This is a genomic window from Pseudoalteromonas rubra (assembly GCF_000238295.3).
Taxonomy (GTDB): Bacteria; Pseudomonadota; Gammaproteobacteria; order Enterobacterales; family Alteromonadaceae; genus Pseudoalteromonas; species Pseudoalteromonas rubra.
Genome location: NZ_AHCD03000026.1, coordinates 137,635 through 153,785, shown reverse-complemented (window position 1 = coordinate 153,785; position 16,151 = coordinate 137,635). Strand labels below are relative to the sequence as shown.

13 protein-coding genes are annotated in these 16,151 nt (G+C 38.7%); all 13 read left to right on the top strand.

The genetic code is table 11. The features are described 5' to 3' along the window. Positions 1 to 28 precede the first annotated feature (28 nt). The 13 genes from PRUB_RS03365 (at position 29) to PRUB_RS03305 (ending at position 16,087) form a co-directional block, all read left to right on the top strand. A complete protein-coding gene (locus PRUB_RS03365; RefSeq protein ID WP_155946225.1) occupies positions 29 to 1,315 on the top strand; it encodes a polysaccharide deacetylase family protein in 1,287 nt (428 codons plus the stop codon). Next, the gene (locus tag PRUB_RS03360; protein WP_010383584.1) at positions 1,302 to 2,582 is read left to right on the top strand and encodes a hypothetical protein; all 1,281 of its coding nucleotides are present in this window, start codon (positions 1,302 to 1,304) and stop codon (positions 2,580 to 2,582) included. The genes PRUB_RS03365 and PRUB_RS03360 overlap by 14 nt, the downstream gene beginning before the upstream one ends. Then, complete coding sequence (locus PRUB_RS03355) at positions 2,575 to 3,606, top strand: acyltransferase family protein (RefSeq protein WP_010383583.1); 1,032 nt, start codon at positions 2,575 to 2,577, stop codon at positions 3,604 to 3,606. The genes PRUB_RS03360 and PRUB_RS03355 overlap by 8 nt, the downstream gene beginning before the upstream one ends. Next, positions 3,603 to 4,748, top strand: coding sequence for a glycosyltransferase family 4 protein (locus PRUB_RS03350; RefSeq protein WP_010383582.1), 1,146 nt, complete (start codon positions 3,603 to 3,605; stop codon positions 4,746 to 4,748). Before PRUB_RS03355 ends, PRUB_RS03350 begins: the two co-directional genes overlap by 4 nt. 1 nt (position 4,749) lies before the next feature. Continuing rightward, positions 4,750 to 5,898, top strand: a complete 1,149-nt coding sequence (locus PRUB_RS03345; protein WP_081694278.1) for an N-acetyl sugar amidotransferase — start codon at positions 4,750 to 4,752, stop codon at positions 5,896 to 5,898. Further along, the gene (gene hisH, locus PRUB_RS03340; RefSeq protein ID WP_010383580.1) at positions 5,895 to 6,518 is read left to right on the top strand and encodes an imidazole glycerol phosphate synthase subunit HisH; all 624 of its coding nucleotides are present in this window, start codon (positions 5,895 to 5,897) and stop codon (positions 6,516 to 6,518) included. The genes PRUB_RS03345 and hisH overlap by 4 nt, the downstream gene beginning before the upstream one ends. After that, the gene (locus PRUB_RS03335) at positions 6,512 to 7,297 is read left to right on the top strand and encodes an AglZ/HisF2 family acetamidino modification protein (protein ID WP_010383579.1); all 786 of its coding nucleotides are present in this window, start codon (positions 6,512 to 6,514) and stop codon (positions 7,295 to 7,297) included. The genes hisH and PRUB_RS03335 overlap by 7 nt, the downstream gene beginning before the upstream one ends. A gap of 141 nt (positions 7,298 to 7,438) precedes the next feature. Then, positions 7,439 to 9,571, top strand: coding sequence for a bi-domain-containing oxidoreductase (locus PRUB_RS03330; protein ID WP_040644567.1), 2,133 nt, complete (start codon positions 7,439 to 7,441; stop codon positions 9,569 to 9,571). Positions 9,572 to 9,668: 97 nt separating this feature from the next. Further along, the gene (locus PRUB_RS03325; RefSeq protein WP_162144638.1) at positions 9,669 to 11,237 is read left to right on the top strand and encodes a heparinase II/III family protein; all 1,569 of its coding nucleotides are present in this window, start codon (positions 9,669 to 9,671) and stop codon (positions 11,235 to 11,237) included. A gap of 5 nt (positions 11,238 to 11,242) precedes the next feature. After that, positions 11,243 to 12,361 carry a glycosyltransferase gene (locus PRUB_RS03320; protein WP_162144637.1) on the top strand — a complete coding sequence of 373 codons (1,119 nt, stop codon included), beginning with the start codon at positions 11,243 to 11,245 and terminating at the stop codon, positions 12,359 to 12,361. Further along, positions 12,358 to 13,269 (top strand): NAD-dependent epimerase/dehydratase family protein, encoded by a 912-nt coding sequence (locus PRUB_RS03315; RefSeq protein WP_010383571.1) that lies wholly within the window; start codon positions 12,358 to 12,360, stop codon positions 13,267 to 13,269. The genes PRUB_RS03320 and PRUB_RS03315 overlap by 4 nt, the downstream gene beginning before the upstream one ends. A 17-nt stretch (positions 13,270 to 13,286) precedes the next feature. Beyond that, positions 13,287 to 13,835 carry a sugar transferase gene (locus PRUB_RS03310; protein ID WP_010383570.1) on the top strand — a complete coding sequence of 183 codons (549 nt, stop codon included), beginning with the start codon at positions 13,287 to 13,289 and terminating at the stop codon, positions 13,833 to 13,835. Positions 13,836 to 14,137: 302 nt separating this feature from the next. Next, positions 14,138 to 16,087: a polysaccharide biosynthesis protein gene (locus PRUB_RS03305; RefSeq protein ID WP_010383569.1), complete on the top strand. Its 1,950-nt coding sequence runs from the start codon at positions 14,138 to 14,140 to the stop codon at positions 16,085 to 16,087. The last annotated feature ends 64 nt before the right edge of the window (positions 16,088 to 16,151 follow it).

Here is a 16,151-nt window from a genome sequence, read left to right as displayed (position 1 = left end):
TGTTGAATATGAGGTTAGAACTCATGGAATGGATAATTTAGTAATACATAATCAAGAAGATGATAGTAAGCGATTAGTATTTAGCTTATGCTTTTTTAAACTACTGTCCGGAATAGCTTATAGTGAAAGTTTGACACCAGATGAAGTGTCATATTTGGACCTGAGTAATTACATTTCAGACTATAAAGAAAGAATGCTGCCCGTTTTTTTTGGTGAGGCTTCAGTCGAAGTTGGTGAAGAGATTTTTATTAGGTTTGACCTTTTCGGAACCATATTCTTTATGCTGAGTGGTCTGGCGTCCGCAAATAATACTGGTATAGATAAGCATGAAAGGGAGATTGGGGGTAGTACTTTTTTACATAGGAATGGTCTAATTTCTCGACCTGTAGTAGATGAGAATGTTTGGTTCTTGCTGTCGTTGTTAAAATCACATCTAAATGTTGATATAAAACGAGTTCGTCAGCCAAAAATAACTCTCACCTGCGACGTCGATCATCCTTTTTACAGAACAGGTGGTAGCCTTTCCAGGTATATCAAGGCCTTTGCTTCAGATCTATTGATTAGAAAGCAGCCTGCACTGTTCCTTAAGCGCTTTGCTAATTTGATTTGCTCAAACTTTAGCTGCTATAAGTTTGATCCTTATTATACTTTTGATTGGTACTTAGAACAGCTGGGTAAGAATAAAATAAAGTCAAGTTTTTATTTTATTTGCGATCATACACATGAACAGTTAGACGGATTCTATGACATCAATGAGGTGCCGGTGGGAAACCTTATTCTGAAGCTTCACAAAGCAGGGCATAGTATCGGTGTACATAGTAGTTATAATTCGATACTTGGTATAGAACAAATAAAAAAAGAAAAAAAGATTTTTCAAGAAAGGACCCAAGCCCTCGGAATTAACTTGAACTCATATGGCAACCGTCAGCACTATTTACGCTGGAAGCCCTACTCCACACCTGATTATCTTAATGAAGCTGGATTTGAATATGATAGCACAGGCTCATTTGCTGACTTATGTGGGTTCAAGTATGGTACGTCTTTTTCCTTCCCAATGTGGAGCTTATCAGCAAAGAAAAAATTAAAACTCATTCAAAAGCCTTTGATATTGATGGAAGCTTCTTTGCTGTCTGAAGATTATATGAATATGGGTTATGAAGAATCAGTGCCCTTTATAAAGGAAATGTATGAAACCTGTGTTTATTATGGTGGCTGCTTTAGAGTGCTCTGGCACAATTCACATTTAGTTTCTCAAAATGACAAAAGGCTATTCGAGTATATCTGTAAGCTAAGTGGGTCTTATGAAAGTAGATAAAAACACTATTGCATTTTTTACTTCTGTTGTGCTGTTTCGAGTTATTCTCGAAGTTTCATACGTATACCTTATCCATCCGATCTATGGCGATAGCTACTTACATTTTGGACTTTCCTTTGAAACAGTATCATATACACTAAGTTGGGCTCTTTTTATATTCTCATTAAGGTTCTTGAAGCCAAATATGAATAAAGTGAGTGACTTCGCTTTGTTGACGATTATAGTTAGTGTTTTAACTCCAGTGAGTGTTATTTCTGCATATGACTCACAAAGAAGCTTTATTCCTTTTGTTTTGCTATTCATACCTATCATATTAATATGGGCTTTTTGCGATAAGAAGCTAGTTAAGCCAATAAAGGTACCACAATTTAAAAATAGCGTTCTAATTCTTAAAGTTGTGTCCTGGGCAATGGTATTGTATTTGGTTTTTTTGTATATAGTAACCGGGGCAGTTTTTAATGCTAATCTGAATTTTACAAAAGTATATGAGTTTAGAGATGTTAATTCCCAGCTTACAGATGTTGGAGTATTAAGTTACTTGAATATCTGGGCTTATAAAGTTTTTGCCGCCTTCTTGTTTTGTTATTTTTTACTGAAAAGAAAGTTTGGTATTTGTTTATTTCTTTTTGGTGTATATACCTTTTTCTATTCTATTAATAATCACAAAGCTGTATTCTTTTTGCCATTTTTACTGTTCTCCATTTGGTATTATTTTAAGAAAACCAATTCTGCGCTGGTTATTCCTTTGGGGTTAAGCTTTCTAGTCTTCAGTGTTTTAGTAGTAAATATATTTGTAGATATTCAGTATGTGGCTTCTATGGTAATCCGTCGCTTGTTTTTTGTGCCTTCCGGAATGACTTTTGATTACTATGAATTCACAAATATATATGGCTACGTATACTGGAGAGATTCAGTTTTGTCTTTTCTAGGTGGCTATCAACATGATCTTCCTTTAAGTTTTGCCGTTGGTAAGCATCTCTTAAGTAGTGAGCTAGGCGCTAATAATGGTTTTGTGAGTACAGGCTATGCGCATGCTGGGGTCTTTGGAGTCATATTTTACTCGATGATGTTTGCATATGTACTTAGGTTAATAGATCATGTAACCGAGCGAGGTTTACCTTTGTGGTTGGCATTCGCACTTACTGCAATACCGATAAGGGCTATGGTAATTTCTAGTGATTTTTTCACTGTGATGCTTACCCATGGACTTCTTTTGTCAACTTTAATTGTTTTACTTTTACCTAAAAATGAACAAAGCGATGATTAAAAAAGAAAATAATCTGGAGATAATAAGACTTTTATTAGCTGTCCAGGTAATGATAGTGCATGTCTTCCATCATATAGACAACACCTATTTTCATTTTTTAGAAATGGTGCCAGGTGTACCTGCGTTCTTTTTCTTAAGCGGATTTTTAATTTATGCCTCTTATGAGAAATCAAGCAGCCTATACAGCTATATGAAGAATCGTTTCTTGCGGCTGTTTCCAGCCCTCTTCTTTGTTACAGTTGCATCCAGCATCTTAATTTATTTCTTTAGAGTCAATAATGGCTTGTATGACAACGACTTCATTCCGTTGTGGACCATCGCACAGTTTACTTTAGGTCAAGCTTATAACCCCCATCAGCTTAGAGATTTTGGTGTAGGTGTTTTTAATGGTTCACTTTGGACCATCACTGTTGAGATTCTATTTTATATTGCAGTTCCTATAATTGCTTTTCTGTCTAAAAAAGTTAAAGGAACTCTTTACATTTTAGGTGTATTGTCTTTTTTGATATATGCGTTTGGTCCAGATTACTTAGGTTTTCAATTTGCAATGGGTAAATCGCTATATGACTTTCTGAGTATCACTCCAATAGTGTGGGGTTGGATGTTTATTTTAGGCATTATTACATACAAAAAGTTCTACTTGATCGAGAAGTACATAAAATACTTTTGGCTTTCTATAGTGCCGATTGTCGCCTTTGCATTTGCTGGGGGAGAAGGCGTGCTATTTGAGAATCAGGGAAATAGACTTGGCGTAATATACTTTATATTTTACGTGGCATTTATTGTCTACCTTGCGTTTTCCATTAAGCCGATCCCATTAAAAATTGATTTAAGTTATAGCCTCTACATATGGCACATGCCAATCGTTAACTTTTTATTAGTGATGAATTTAAGTAATGTTTATTATGCGATGGCTGTAACTTTAGTTATTTCCGTTTTTTCTTGGTTCTATATTGAAAAGCCGTCACTCAAACTTAAAAGAAGCGGTCTATTACGCTCTATTAATAATCAAGGTTCTGTATGAGAATACTGCATATTTGTCTATCAAACTTCTATATCGATGATGTGTCATACCAGGAAAATATGCTTGTTAAAGAGCATGTCCAAGCTGGTCACGAAGTTAAGATTTTGGCGTCTACAGAAGTGTTCGATAAAGATAAGAAGCTAACTTACGTAAAGCCTAGTACTTACACTTGTGCCGAAGGTGCAGAAATTACCAGGATTGATTACTTAAACATTCTGCCCAGAAAGTTAATGGCGAAATTAAGAATCCATTCCGGCGTCTATGACTTTATCAAAAGTTTTGATCCAGAAGTAATTATGTTTCATTCAATGTGTGGTTGGGAGCTTCTCACTGTATGTAAATATATAAAGAATAATCCAAATGTAAGAGTGTATTTTGATAGTCACGAGGATTTTAATAATAGTGCACGAAACTTTGGGTCTAAATATTTGCTACATTATTTGTACTATCGTCCAATCGCTAAAATTGCTAGTAAATATGCGCGAAAGATTCTCTGTATCTCTTTAGAGACAATGGATTTTCTAAGTGACTTTTATGGAATAGACAGAGACCGTCTCGAGTTTTATCCTCTCGGAGGCGTAATTAAAAGTGAGCAAGCGTATTTGGACTCACGACAGAAGGTTCGCGAAAGTCTTCAAGTGACGGATGAGCAGATTGTTTTCATTCAGTCTGGAAAGTTCACAGCAAGAAAAAAATTAATGGAATCACTTACTGCATTTACAAAAGTAAGAGATGACAATTTTGTTTTTTTGATAGCAGGTATCCTGGACACTCCTCTAGAGAATGAAGCTTTGAAACTTATCAGATCAGATAGTAGAATTCGCTTTCTAGGTTGGCAATCTCCTGATGATGTTGATGGCCTGCTTGACGCCGCGGATGTTTACCTTCAACCAGGTACGCAATCTGTGACAATGCAGGCTAGCTTGTGTGCTAGATGTGCAGTGATAATTGATGATGTTAAGAGTCATAAGCCATATCTGAAAAATAATGGCTGGTACGCGAACAATGCGGATTCTATTGTCGAGGTGTTAACGAGTATCAGTGAACAAAAATGCAGCATTTCCTCTATGTCAGAAGAGTCATTCAAAATTGCGAAAAGCTTGCTAGATTATAAACAACTTGCACTTAGGGTTTTAAACTAAAATGAATACAGATACAAAATCGCAACATACAATTTGTACAAATTGTGTGATGGATACAACGGACTCTAAAATTACATTTGATGAAAATGGAGTGTGTGATCATTGTAATACCTTTTATACGGATATAAAGCCAAATTGGCATACTGACGAAAAAGGCTGGGCTGAGATATCAAAAATTGCAGAAGATATTAAGAAGGAAGGTCAGGGGAAAGAGTTTGACTGTATTATCGGTATGAGTGGTGGTATCGATAGTTCATATTTAGTTTACTTGGCAAAGGTGAAATTGGGGTTACGTCCCCTGGTATTTCATGTTGATGCAGGGTGGAACTCTCAGCAGGCAGTGCATAATATAGAGCAAATAGTTGACCGTCTGGGCTTAGATCTGTACACCGAAGTGATTGACTGGGAGGAAATGAAAGATCTCCAGCTATCCTTTTTTAAGTCTGGGGTTTCTCATACTGATACGCCTCAAGACCATGCGTTTTTCGCGACAATGTATAAGTTTGCGTCAAAGCATAAAATTAAACATATATTAACTGGTGGTAATTACTCCACTGAATGTATCAGAAATCCCATGGAGTGGATGTATTTTCAATCAGACTCTAGACAGATTAAAGATATTCAGAAAAAGTTTGGTACCAAAAAGCTCAAAAACTTTCCGTTGACAAATATTCTTTGGCATAAAGTATATTTGCCTTATATAAAAGGTATAAAAGTTTACAGGCCACTTGACTTTATGCCGTATGATAAAGAAGAAGCAACCCAGTTTCTTGTAGACAACTACGGTTATCAACGGTATGCCCAAAAACACTTTGAATCACGCTTTACAAGATTCTATGAAGCTTATTGGCTTTATGAAAAGTTTGGTTATGACACTCGCAAGGTGCAGTACTCTAGCTTGATCGTAACAGGTCAAATGACGAGAGAGGATGCATTAGAGCGACTTAAAAAACCACCATATGATCCAGAAACAATTCAGGATGACTTCAACTATATTGCAAATAAACTAAGCATTACACCTGAAGAGCTGAAAGGCTATTTAGATGCTCCCAATAAAACGTATAAGGACTATAAGAACCAGCAGTCTATCTATAACATTGGGGCAAAGGTTATGCGTAAATTGGGTCTAGAAAAAGGCGGTAAGCGATGATTGCTATAGTTGATTATGGCTCCGGCAATATTCAAGCTATTCAAAACATATTTACCAAGCTTAAGATTGAGACCTTTTTTGCAAGTACGCCAGAAGACTTGAAGAAGGCTGATAAGATCATCTTGCCAGGGGTAGGCGCTTTTGACGAAGCGATGACACAGCTTGAAAAGTCAGGCATGAGAGCAGCGTTAGATCATTTTGCAATGGTTGAAAAAAAACCTGTTCTTGGGATTTGTGTTGGATTGCAGGTAATGGCCAAGGGGAGCGATGAAGGTGAATTACCTGGGCTTGGTTGGTTCGATGCTACGGTCAGAAAGTTTGATGAATCAAAGATAGAGTTTAAGCCAAAGCTGCCGCATATGGGGTGGAATGAGATTGAACCGACAGAAGCGCACCCGCTATTGAATGGGATAGATTGCGAAAAAGGGTTCTATTTTATCCATTCATATTATTTCGATGCGCATGATTCAACAGATGTCATGATTAAAGCCCACTATGGCATGGACTTTTGCTGCGCTGTGAGAAAGGACAATATATTTGGGTTCCAGTTCCACCCTGAGAAAAGTCACTCGAATGGAATTAACTTATTTAAGAATTTCGCTGAGTTTTCATTATGTTGAGATCAAGAGTATCCCCATGTTTGCTCGTTCACAATAAAGGGCTAGTTAAAACTGTAAAGTTTCAAGACGCAAAATATGTTGGGGATCCAATCAATGCGGTTAAAATCTTCAATGAAAAAGAAGTTGATGAACTGATTGTTTTAGACATTGATGCGACGGTTGAAAACAAATCACCGGATTATCAAATGATTAAGCATTTGGCTAACGAAAGTCGTATGCCATTATGTTATGGAGGGGGCATTAAAACTCCTCAACAAGCACAAGAAATCATTAAGTTAGGTGTAGAAAAAGTCGCTATTTCTAGCGAAGCGCTAAGAAATCCATCGGTTCTTCGCGAAATGGCAGATATAATTGGCAAACAAAGTGTGGTTGTCGTTTTAGACGTCAAGAAATCCTTATTTGGTAGTTACGAAGTTTACACTCATAACGGAAAGAAAAAAGTTAAAAAGAAGCTCGAGCAAGTAATTTCAGAGTTAGAGCAAATTGGGATTGGTGAATTAGTCATTAATTCAATCGATCAAGATGGAATGATGAAAGGCTACGACATGAAGTTGGCCGAAAAAGTACGAGATCTTGCAAATGTACCGCTCACAATACTAGGTGGAGCGGGTTCTCCAGATGATGTTTTGAAGCTAATTGAGAAGTTTAAAATTATAGGCGCTTCAGCTGGCAGCCTTTTTGTGTTTAAAGGCGTGTACAAGGCTGTTTTAATTAGCTATTTACCAGAACCAATTTTATCGAAAATAAGAGAGATTGCACATTTAGGGAAGCGAAACTGATTTTTCTGAAGGTTAGTTAGCTTTCTTTTAGTGATGCCAATACTTTGCTAGCAATTTGGTGTTGATTGTGACCGGTTAGGTTCCCAGCACCAAGAGCATCATAAATATCAATAATATATTAGGACAAATTGAGGATTTACTGTGTTACAAGTACTCCAAGACTTAGAGAAAGGCGGAACTTCTATCATCGAAGCACCTGTACCTCAATCAAAATCAGGGCATTTGATTGTTAACACCTCGGCGAGTTTAATTTCTGCGGGAACCGAAAGAATGCTGGTAGAGTTTGGTAAAGCCAGCTATCTAGATAAGGCCAGACAACAACCCGAAAAAGTAAAAATGGTGCTTGATAAAGTCAAGACTGATGGATTAATGACAACATATGATGCTGTTAAAACAAAGCTAGGCCAGCCTTTGCCTCTTGGTTATAGTAACGTCGGGGTCGTTGCCAATGTAGGAAAAGGTGCAGATCAGTTTAAAGTAGGCGACCGAGTTGTATCGAATGGTCCTCATGCAGATGTTGTAAGAGTGCCTAAAAACCTATGTGCAAAGATCCCTGATAATGTCTCGGATTATGAGGCAAGCTTTACGGTCGTTGGTAGTATTGGTTTACAAGGTATTCGTCTAATTCAACCTACTTTAGGTGAGGCTATCGTAGTAACAGGTGTTGGCCTGATTGGTCTGATGACTGTGCAGTTACTTATAGCGCAAGGATGTAGGGTTCTTGCAATTGATTTCGACGACGCCAAATTGGCACTTGCTAAGCAGTATGGTGCAGAAATTTGCAATCCTGGAAAGGGGGAAGACCCCGTTGCTACTGGTATGGCTTTCAGTCGTGGCAATGGCGTAGACGGAGTCGTTATTACAGCATCTACTAAATCAAATGATCCAGTTACTCAAGCTGCCAGAATGTGCCGTAAGAGAGGGCGAGTTGTTTTAGTTGGTGTTGTCGGTTTGGAACTAAATCGTTCTGACTTTTATGAAAAAGAAATTAGCTTTCAAGTTTCCTGCTCATATGGCCCTGGTAGATACGATGAAGAGTATGAAGATAAAGGGAATGACTATCCTTTAGGTTTTGTGCGCTGGACTCAGCAACGAAACTTTGAAGCAGTACTCGATATGATGTCTAGCGGTAAACTCGTTATCGACGAATTGATAACAAAGGTGTTTGAGTTTGAAAACGCACAAGATGCATACGAATTACTTACAGTAGATAAATCTGTTTTAGGGTTGATACTGAATTATCAATCAGCGGTCGATAAGCGTCATACTAATATCCTACGTTTAGCAGAAGAAACTGCAAGGCCTGTTTCTGCAAACCAGCCTTCTGTTGGTTTTATTGGCGCAGGTAATTATGCTTCCAGAACTTTAATACCTTCATTTAAAAAAGCGGGTTGTAGGTTGCATTCGTTATCTACTTCTGGAGGTGTTAATAGCTCTATTTACGGCAAAAAATTGGGGTTCGAAAATGCAATTAGCGACACCGATTCTTTGTTTACGAATGATGAAATAAACACTCTAGCAGTTGTTACTCAACATAACTCTCATGCTCACTTTGTCTGCAAAGCTCTAGAGGCTGGCAAGCATGTTTTTGTTGAAAAGCCGCTGGCTTTAACATACGAAGAGCTTGATAAAGTAAAAAGCGCATATGAAGGTTCTTCGGCAGCTCTGATGGTGGGCTTTAACCGTCGTTTTTCACCACATGTTCAAAAAATGAAATCTTTGATTTCTTCTGTAAATAAGCCAAAGACCTTTATTATGACCATGAATGCAGGTGATATCCCCGCAGAGCACTGGGTTCATGATATCGAAAAGGGCGGTGGGAGAATTATCGGAGAGGCATGTCATTATATTGATCTAATGAGGTTTTTAGCCAATTCTGAAATTGTCTCCGTGCAAGCCAGACGGGTCGGAGAACAATGTGATGGAAGTATTGTAGAGGATAAAGCCGCTATTATCTTAGGCTTTAAAGATGGTTCTCTAGGTACAATTCATTACTATGCAAATGGCTCTAATAGCTTTCCGAAAGAGAGGATTGAAGCTTTCGTGGACGGCAAAGTTCTTCAACTTGACAACTTCATTAAATTGAAAGGTTTTGGCTGGTCCGGTTTTAATAAAATGAATTTGTGGAAACAAGATAAAGGACAAGACGATTGTTCGAAACTGTTCTTGGACGCCATCGAGCAAGGTCGTGAAATGCCTATTTCTAGTCAAGAGATTTTTGAGGTTGCTAAAGTATCAATTGATATCGCAGAGCAATTGAGGAATCAAGATTAGCATGTTGACTAAGCTTTCTCGATTATTTTGGACGGTGAGATACCTCACCGCCAAACAAGTATATTATCGTCTTTACTACCGTTTTAAGAAGCCGTCTGTGCTAACTTTAGAAGCATTAGAAGAGCAGTCTGATTTTAATCAGATTGGCGGTGGCTTTGAATGGGATGGTGTTTGTTATAAAGAACGGTTAATAACCAGTTGTGATGAAGCGACCTTCCTGAATAAAAAAGCAAGTATCAAAAGCAAAGCGATTTGGAATGATACAACGCTTGAAAAGCTTTGGCTTTATAATTTGCATTACTTTGATGATCTCAATTCTTCGGACGCATATGATAGAGTTGCTTTCCATACATCACTTGTTCATAGGTGGATTAATGAAAATCCCGCCTGTGCAGGAAATGGCTGGGAGCCTTACACTCTTTCATTGAGAATCGTAAACTTTATAAAATGGGCATCAAAGTTTAAGTATAGAGACGGCCGGTTTTTAGGCAGTTTGCTCCAACAATCAGAAGCATTAATGCAGCAATGTGAGTATCACATATTAGCTAATCATTTATTCGCTAATGGAAAAGCCCTCACGTTTGCTGGAGTTTATTTCGGACCTTTAGGTAAAAGCTATCTGCAACGAGGTTTAGAGATATTGGATGCCGAGTTCAATGAGCAGTTTTTAGAAGATGGTGCGCATTATGAACTCAGTCCTATGTACCATAGCGTTATGTTATGGGATGTTTTGGAGTTGATAGAGTTAGCTCTATCTTCAGAGCAGGAACTACTTCTCGATAGAGTGGAGAGCTGGAAAGGCATTGCAAAGAAAGGACTTTCGTGGCTTGAAAGCATGTTACATCAAGATAATGAAATATCTTTTTTTAACGATGCTGCCATTGGAATCGCCCCGAGCCCGGCAAAGCTGTTTGAATACGCTGAGCAATTGCAAATATCGACAGAAAGAACAAAGCCCGAAATATACACACATCACAACGAATCTGGTTTTTCTGTAATAAATGGCTCAACTTATAAAGTTATCATTAATCATGCAGAGATAGGACCGTCATATCAGCCTGGTCATGCACATGCAGACTCCTTAAGTTTTGAGTTTTCCTTAATGGGAAAGAGAGTTTTTGTTAACTCTGGCACATCTATGTATGGTGTTTCAAAAGAGCGAGAGGCTGAAAGGGGCACTTCAAAACATAATACTGTCAGCATAGAAAATATAAATTCTTCTGAAGTGTGGAGTGGTTTCAGAGTGGCCAGACGTGCTCATTCTTCTTGTGAGCTCCTGGATAAGTCTGCAGACCGGATTACACTTAATCTTAGCCACGATGGTTACGCTAGGATAAACTCTAACTATATACATACAAGAAAAATATGTTGTGGTGCTTCAAGTTTAGAAATTGTTGATTCCATACCTGTAAAAAACGAAGAAGGGGTTTTTGGTCATTATCATTTGCACCCTGATATTATTGTCACTGAGATTAATGACTTCAATTTTAGGTTGAAGCATAAGGGCTCGAGTGACATAGATGTATTAATTGAAGTAGATAATGCTCAGGTCTCAACAGAAAAATATGATTATCACCCAGAGTTTGGTATATCAATTACTGGTACTAAACTTATTTTAAAGAGTATTGATTCCAAGAAACCTTTCTCAATTTTGGTGAAATGGTGAGTAATATGAAACCTAAAATCTGCTTGGTTACTAATTTAGCTCTTAACGATGAGCCCACAGTTGAAAATAGGCTCCTCCCATATATTGATTGCTTAGGGGATAAGAAAGCGGATGTGACGCTTTTTAGTGCTGACTCTGTACTTAAGCAAGATATTGGTAAGAAAGTAAAACACGCCTCTATATTTTCTGAGCGAGAACGACCGAAGTCATTTATCAAAAGAGCTATTTTTGAGTGGCGTGAATCAAGGCGTATACTAAAAAAAGCCTCCATAGAGGGGTTTGATTTATATATCGTTACAATACCTTCCATGTTTCTCTTGTTTAACCTCTATTTGTTGAAAGGGAAAAAGGTTTGTTTGGATGTCAGAGACTTAACTTGGGAATATTTGGACGATGGGAGTTTAGTACAAAGACTTTCTAAGTTTTTATTTCGAATCCTTGCCGATGTCAATGTCAAGTACTCTAGCTATCAGATAGTAACAAACGACACCGAATATGAATATATGTCTAAGAGGCGCGGCGAAGTTCTTAAATACTCAAACGGTGTTACCGAGAAACAGTTTAAAGAACTTAACAATTTGAGTGCACCATCTTCGGACTCTGTTTTCACAATAACGTATTGTGGGAAAGTTGGTGTAGCACAAAATCTATCAATATTTATTGAAGCGGCAAGCCTGTTACCAGACTTTAATTTTAAGATTGTAGGTTACGGGCCTCAAACAGAAGAGATGGAAGCTCTGGCTAAAGAAAAAAAGTTAAGTAATGTTGAATTTACAGGTCATGTTAGTTGGTCTGAAGTATTAGAACATTATAATGCTTCTCATGTTCTTTACGCTCAGTTAGGACCACTGTTTTCTGGGGCAATGCCTTCTAAGCTCTTCCAGTATTTAGCTACAGGTCGCTATGTTATTTATGGTGGTGAGGGTCAAGCTGCAGAAACATTAAGGCAGTTTAAAATGAGCCGTGTGATACCTTCAAATGATGTCACCGAGTTAGTTGAAGCGATCAAGTTGGCAAAGTCACAACAGCTCCTTCACTCTGAGTCTGAGTTCAATAAGTCTTTAATTGCCGAAAGGTATGTGCGAGAAAAAAACGTAAATCGAGTACTTGAGACTATTTTATGAAAGTGATCATAACGGGCGCAGCTGGCTTCATTGGCAAGCATTTGCAGCAATTTTTGTCAAACAGTGGCTTTGAAATAATTCCTATAGTAAGAAATAAGGGAATAGCGGGTTGTGAAGGTCATGAGTGTTTAACATATGAAGAGTTTTATCGGTTAGATAAAAATGACTTACAAGGTGTTGATGCGGTAGTCCACCTCGCCGGTGCGGCTCACAAGGCCTTTTCTGATGAAGAGGCTAAACAAGCAAATGAAACACTGACTCAGAATATTGTTACTCAGTCAAAATCCTTAGGTGTAACAAGGTTTATTTTTATTAGTAGCCTTGGTTTGTACCAGGAACAATCTGGAAAAATAGATTTAAACACAATACCTACTAATACGATAAAAAATACTAACTATTATAAGTATAAAGCTGAAAGTATTGTTAAAAATGGATTCTCAGATTGTTCTACGGATTATGTAATACTACGATTGCCTCTGGTTTATGGCGAAGGTGTAAAGGCTAACTTTGCTGCTTTAATGAACGCGGTAGGTAAAGGCTTACCCCTGCCATTTCGAGGGATTAATCGTAACAAACGAAGCCTACTCTCCGTCTATAACTTGGTTGATTTGATTAAAGTGTGTATTGAGCACCCAAAAGCATCTAATCAGATCTTTTTAGCCAGCGATGATCAGGATCTTTCTACGGCAGAAATGATTGCCCTAATGGCAAAAGTGCAAGGAAAAAAGAACTGGTCAATCTATATACCGGCTCTGTGCTTTAAATTTCTTGGAAGGATTTCGGGTAAGCAAGACGTAGTTGATAGGCTTACAGGATCCTTACATGTCGATGTTACACACACTAAATATACATTAGAGTGGCAACCTCCTTACTCTGTTGAGCATGGCTTTAGGCTTGCCGCTAAATAATAACTCTTGGGATTTTTATGATACGTTTTCTCGATTTTTGCTTTGCTTTCTTAGGTTTGGTTTTTGCCTTTCCTATACTGGTTATTTTATTTTTAGTTGGGTTATTTGACACAGGCTCACCTATTTTCATGCAAGAGCGTGTGGGCAGAAATAAAAAGCCTTTCACACTCGTTAAATTTAGAACAATGAAAGTCGATACGGCTTCAGTTGCCAGTCACCTAGCGAGTACTGCTTCTATTACTCCTTTTGGCGGGTTCCTGCGCAGAACTAAATTAGATGAATTGCCACAATTATGGAATGTTCTTAAAGGAGAGATGAGCTTAGTCGGTCCTCGACCAGGTTTATTTAATCAGGAAGAGTTAACAATCGCTCGTGATGACAAAAAAATCTTTGATGTGCGACCTGGTATCACAGGGTTGTCTCAGGTCAATGAGATCGATATGTCTACACCGGAGTTATTGGCCAGAACCGACAGAGAGATGATCGATACTATGAGCATGCGCAACTACTTCAAATATATTTTTATGACAGTTGCAGGGAAAGGGTCTGGTGACCGTGTCAAGTGAGCTGTATGTTTGATTTGTTCGTAACAACGGTAAAGCGTTTTGGCTAACGGGTAGAGGAGCTGGAGAGCTACTCCTTTGGTCGTCCGAGTTGAGTGATAAGATTAAATGACTCCGAAATTTAGCACCTAATCCAGACGGTCTTGATGGCTATTTAAGTGCGGTAGTTAACGGAGCGATCGCTCATAGGACTCGCGTTGTTTAACAATTCTGCAATGACAGTTTTTGAAAATTTGTGTATATTTAGAGACTATGACTAAATCATTAGTCTAAGTGGTTGAAAATTTATAGCTCAAGGATTTACAGTGGATAGTTGGTTCCGTACTCTTCTTAATGTATCACGTTCAAAAAAGCGACTGATCACTTTATTTATTGATTCAATTTTTGTTTTTAGTGCTTTTTGGTTGGCGCTGGTCGTTCGGTTGGATAGTTTAGTTCCATTTTTTGAAGTGGGAAATTGGCTGCTACTTTCTCTTGTGTTACCGATTAGTATATTTGCCTTTATCAACCTTGGGCTATATCGAGCCGTGCTGCGTTACGTAGGCGCACATGCCATTGGGGCTATTTTGATTGGTGCTATAATTAGCACGGTCGTTCTCGTGATGGCTTCCTTTTTCACCCATGTCACTATTCCTCGTACAATGCCTGTCATTTACGCTTGGCTTTTGGTCTTGTCCGTTGGTGGTTCCCGCATTATGGTGCGAGCTATGGTAGGTCGTTTGGCGACTGTGAATAAAACACCGGTTGTTATTTATGGAGCAGGCTCTGCTGGTCGGCAACTTGCACCTGCTATTGGGGCCGGTGAAGAATATTATGTAAGCGCTTTTATTGATGATGATAAGACTAAGCAAGATTCGATACTTCAGGGTATCCCTGTTATTGCATTTGACGGTTTGTACACGTTAATTGAGCGTAAAAGGGTAAAAAAAGTATTACTTGCAATGCCCAGTGAAAGTAGGGCAAGAAGGAAAGAAATACTGGCTCAATTAGAGAACTTACCTGTTGAAGTTATGACGATCCCAGGTATGGCGGATGTTGTAGAGGGACGAGCAACATTAGACGAAATTAAGGATGTTGAAATTGAAGACCTGCTTGGTCGAGATCCTGTCGCCCCGAAGCAGGCTTTGCTGAATGCAACGATTCTGGGTAAATCAGTAATGGTTACTGGTGCAGGCGGCTCTATAGGTTCGGAATTGTGTCGACAAATTATCAAGCAATCACCATCTAAGCTGGTGCTGTTCGAACTGACTGAGTTTGCTCTATATTCAATCGAAAAAGAGTTGAGTGAAATCATAAAAACCAAGGGGTTGGACATTGAGTTGATACCCATAATGGGCTCAGTGCAACATATTAACCGTCTAGAGACATGTATGATGGCCTTTGGTGTTCAAACGGTTTACCACGCTGCTGCTTATAAGCATGTCCCTTTAGTCGAGCATAATGTGGTCGAAGGGGTGAGAAACAATGTTTTTGGTACCTATTACTCAGCAAAGGCAGCTATCAACGCAAAAGTAGAAACGTTCGTTTTGGTCAGCACCGATAAGGCTGTTCGTCCGACTAATGTGATGGGAACGACGAAACGTATGGCCGAGCTTTGTTTGCAGGGCCTTGCTCAGAATAAGGAAAGAGGACAGCACAACACGCGTTTCTGTATGGTTCGGTTTGGTAATGTGTTGGGATCTTCTGGATCGGTCGTACCTCTGTTCCGTAGACAGATAAAAGAAGGTGGCCCTATTACGCTAACACACCCAGAAATCACCCGCTTCTTTATGACTATCCCAGAAGCTGCGCAATTGGTTATTCAGGCCGGTGCTATGGGGAGAGGAGGTGATGTGTTTGTTTTGGACATGGGCGAGTCTGTAAAAATCAAAGACCTTGCAACTAAAATGGTTCACTTGTCAGGCCTTGAAGTGAAAAGTGAAGCAAATCCGCATGGAGATATAGAGATAAAATGCACTGGATTGCGGCCTGGGGAAAAGCTATATGAAGAGTTGTTGATCGGTGATAATGTTGAGCAGACATCACATGAAAGGATTATGACTGCGAAGGAAGTTATGTTGCCATTGGGTGATCTTGAAGAGATATTAAGAGTTTTGGATAAAGCATGCCATGAGTTTGATCACCAAGTTATCCGGCAGCTACTACTGGAGGCGCCAACTGGATTTAATCCAACGGATGGAATTTGCGACTTAGTTTGGAACGCCAGACAAAAGCTTGAAGCGATGCCTGAGACAAATATTGTTAATTTAAAGTAATATACGTTGCTTGGTATGGAAGTACACTTAGTGGACCTTCTAACCAAGCACACAGACTGTGAAG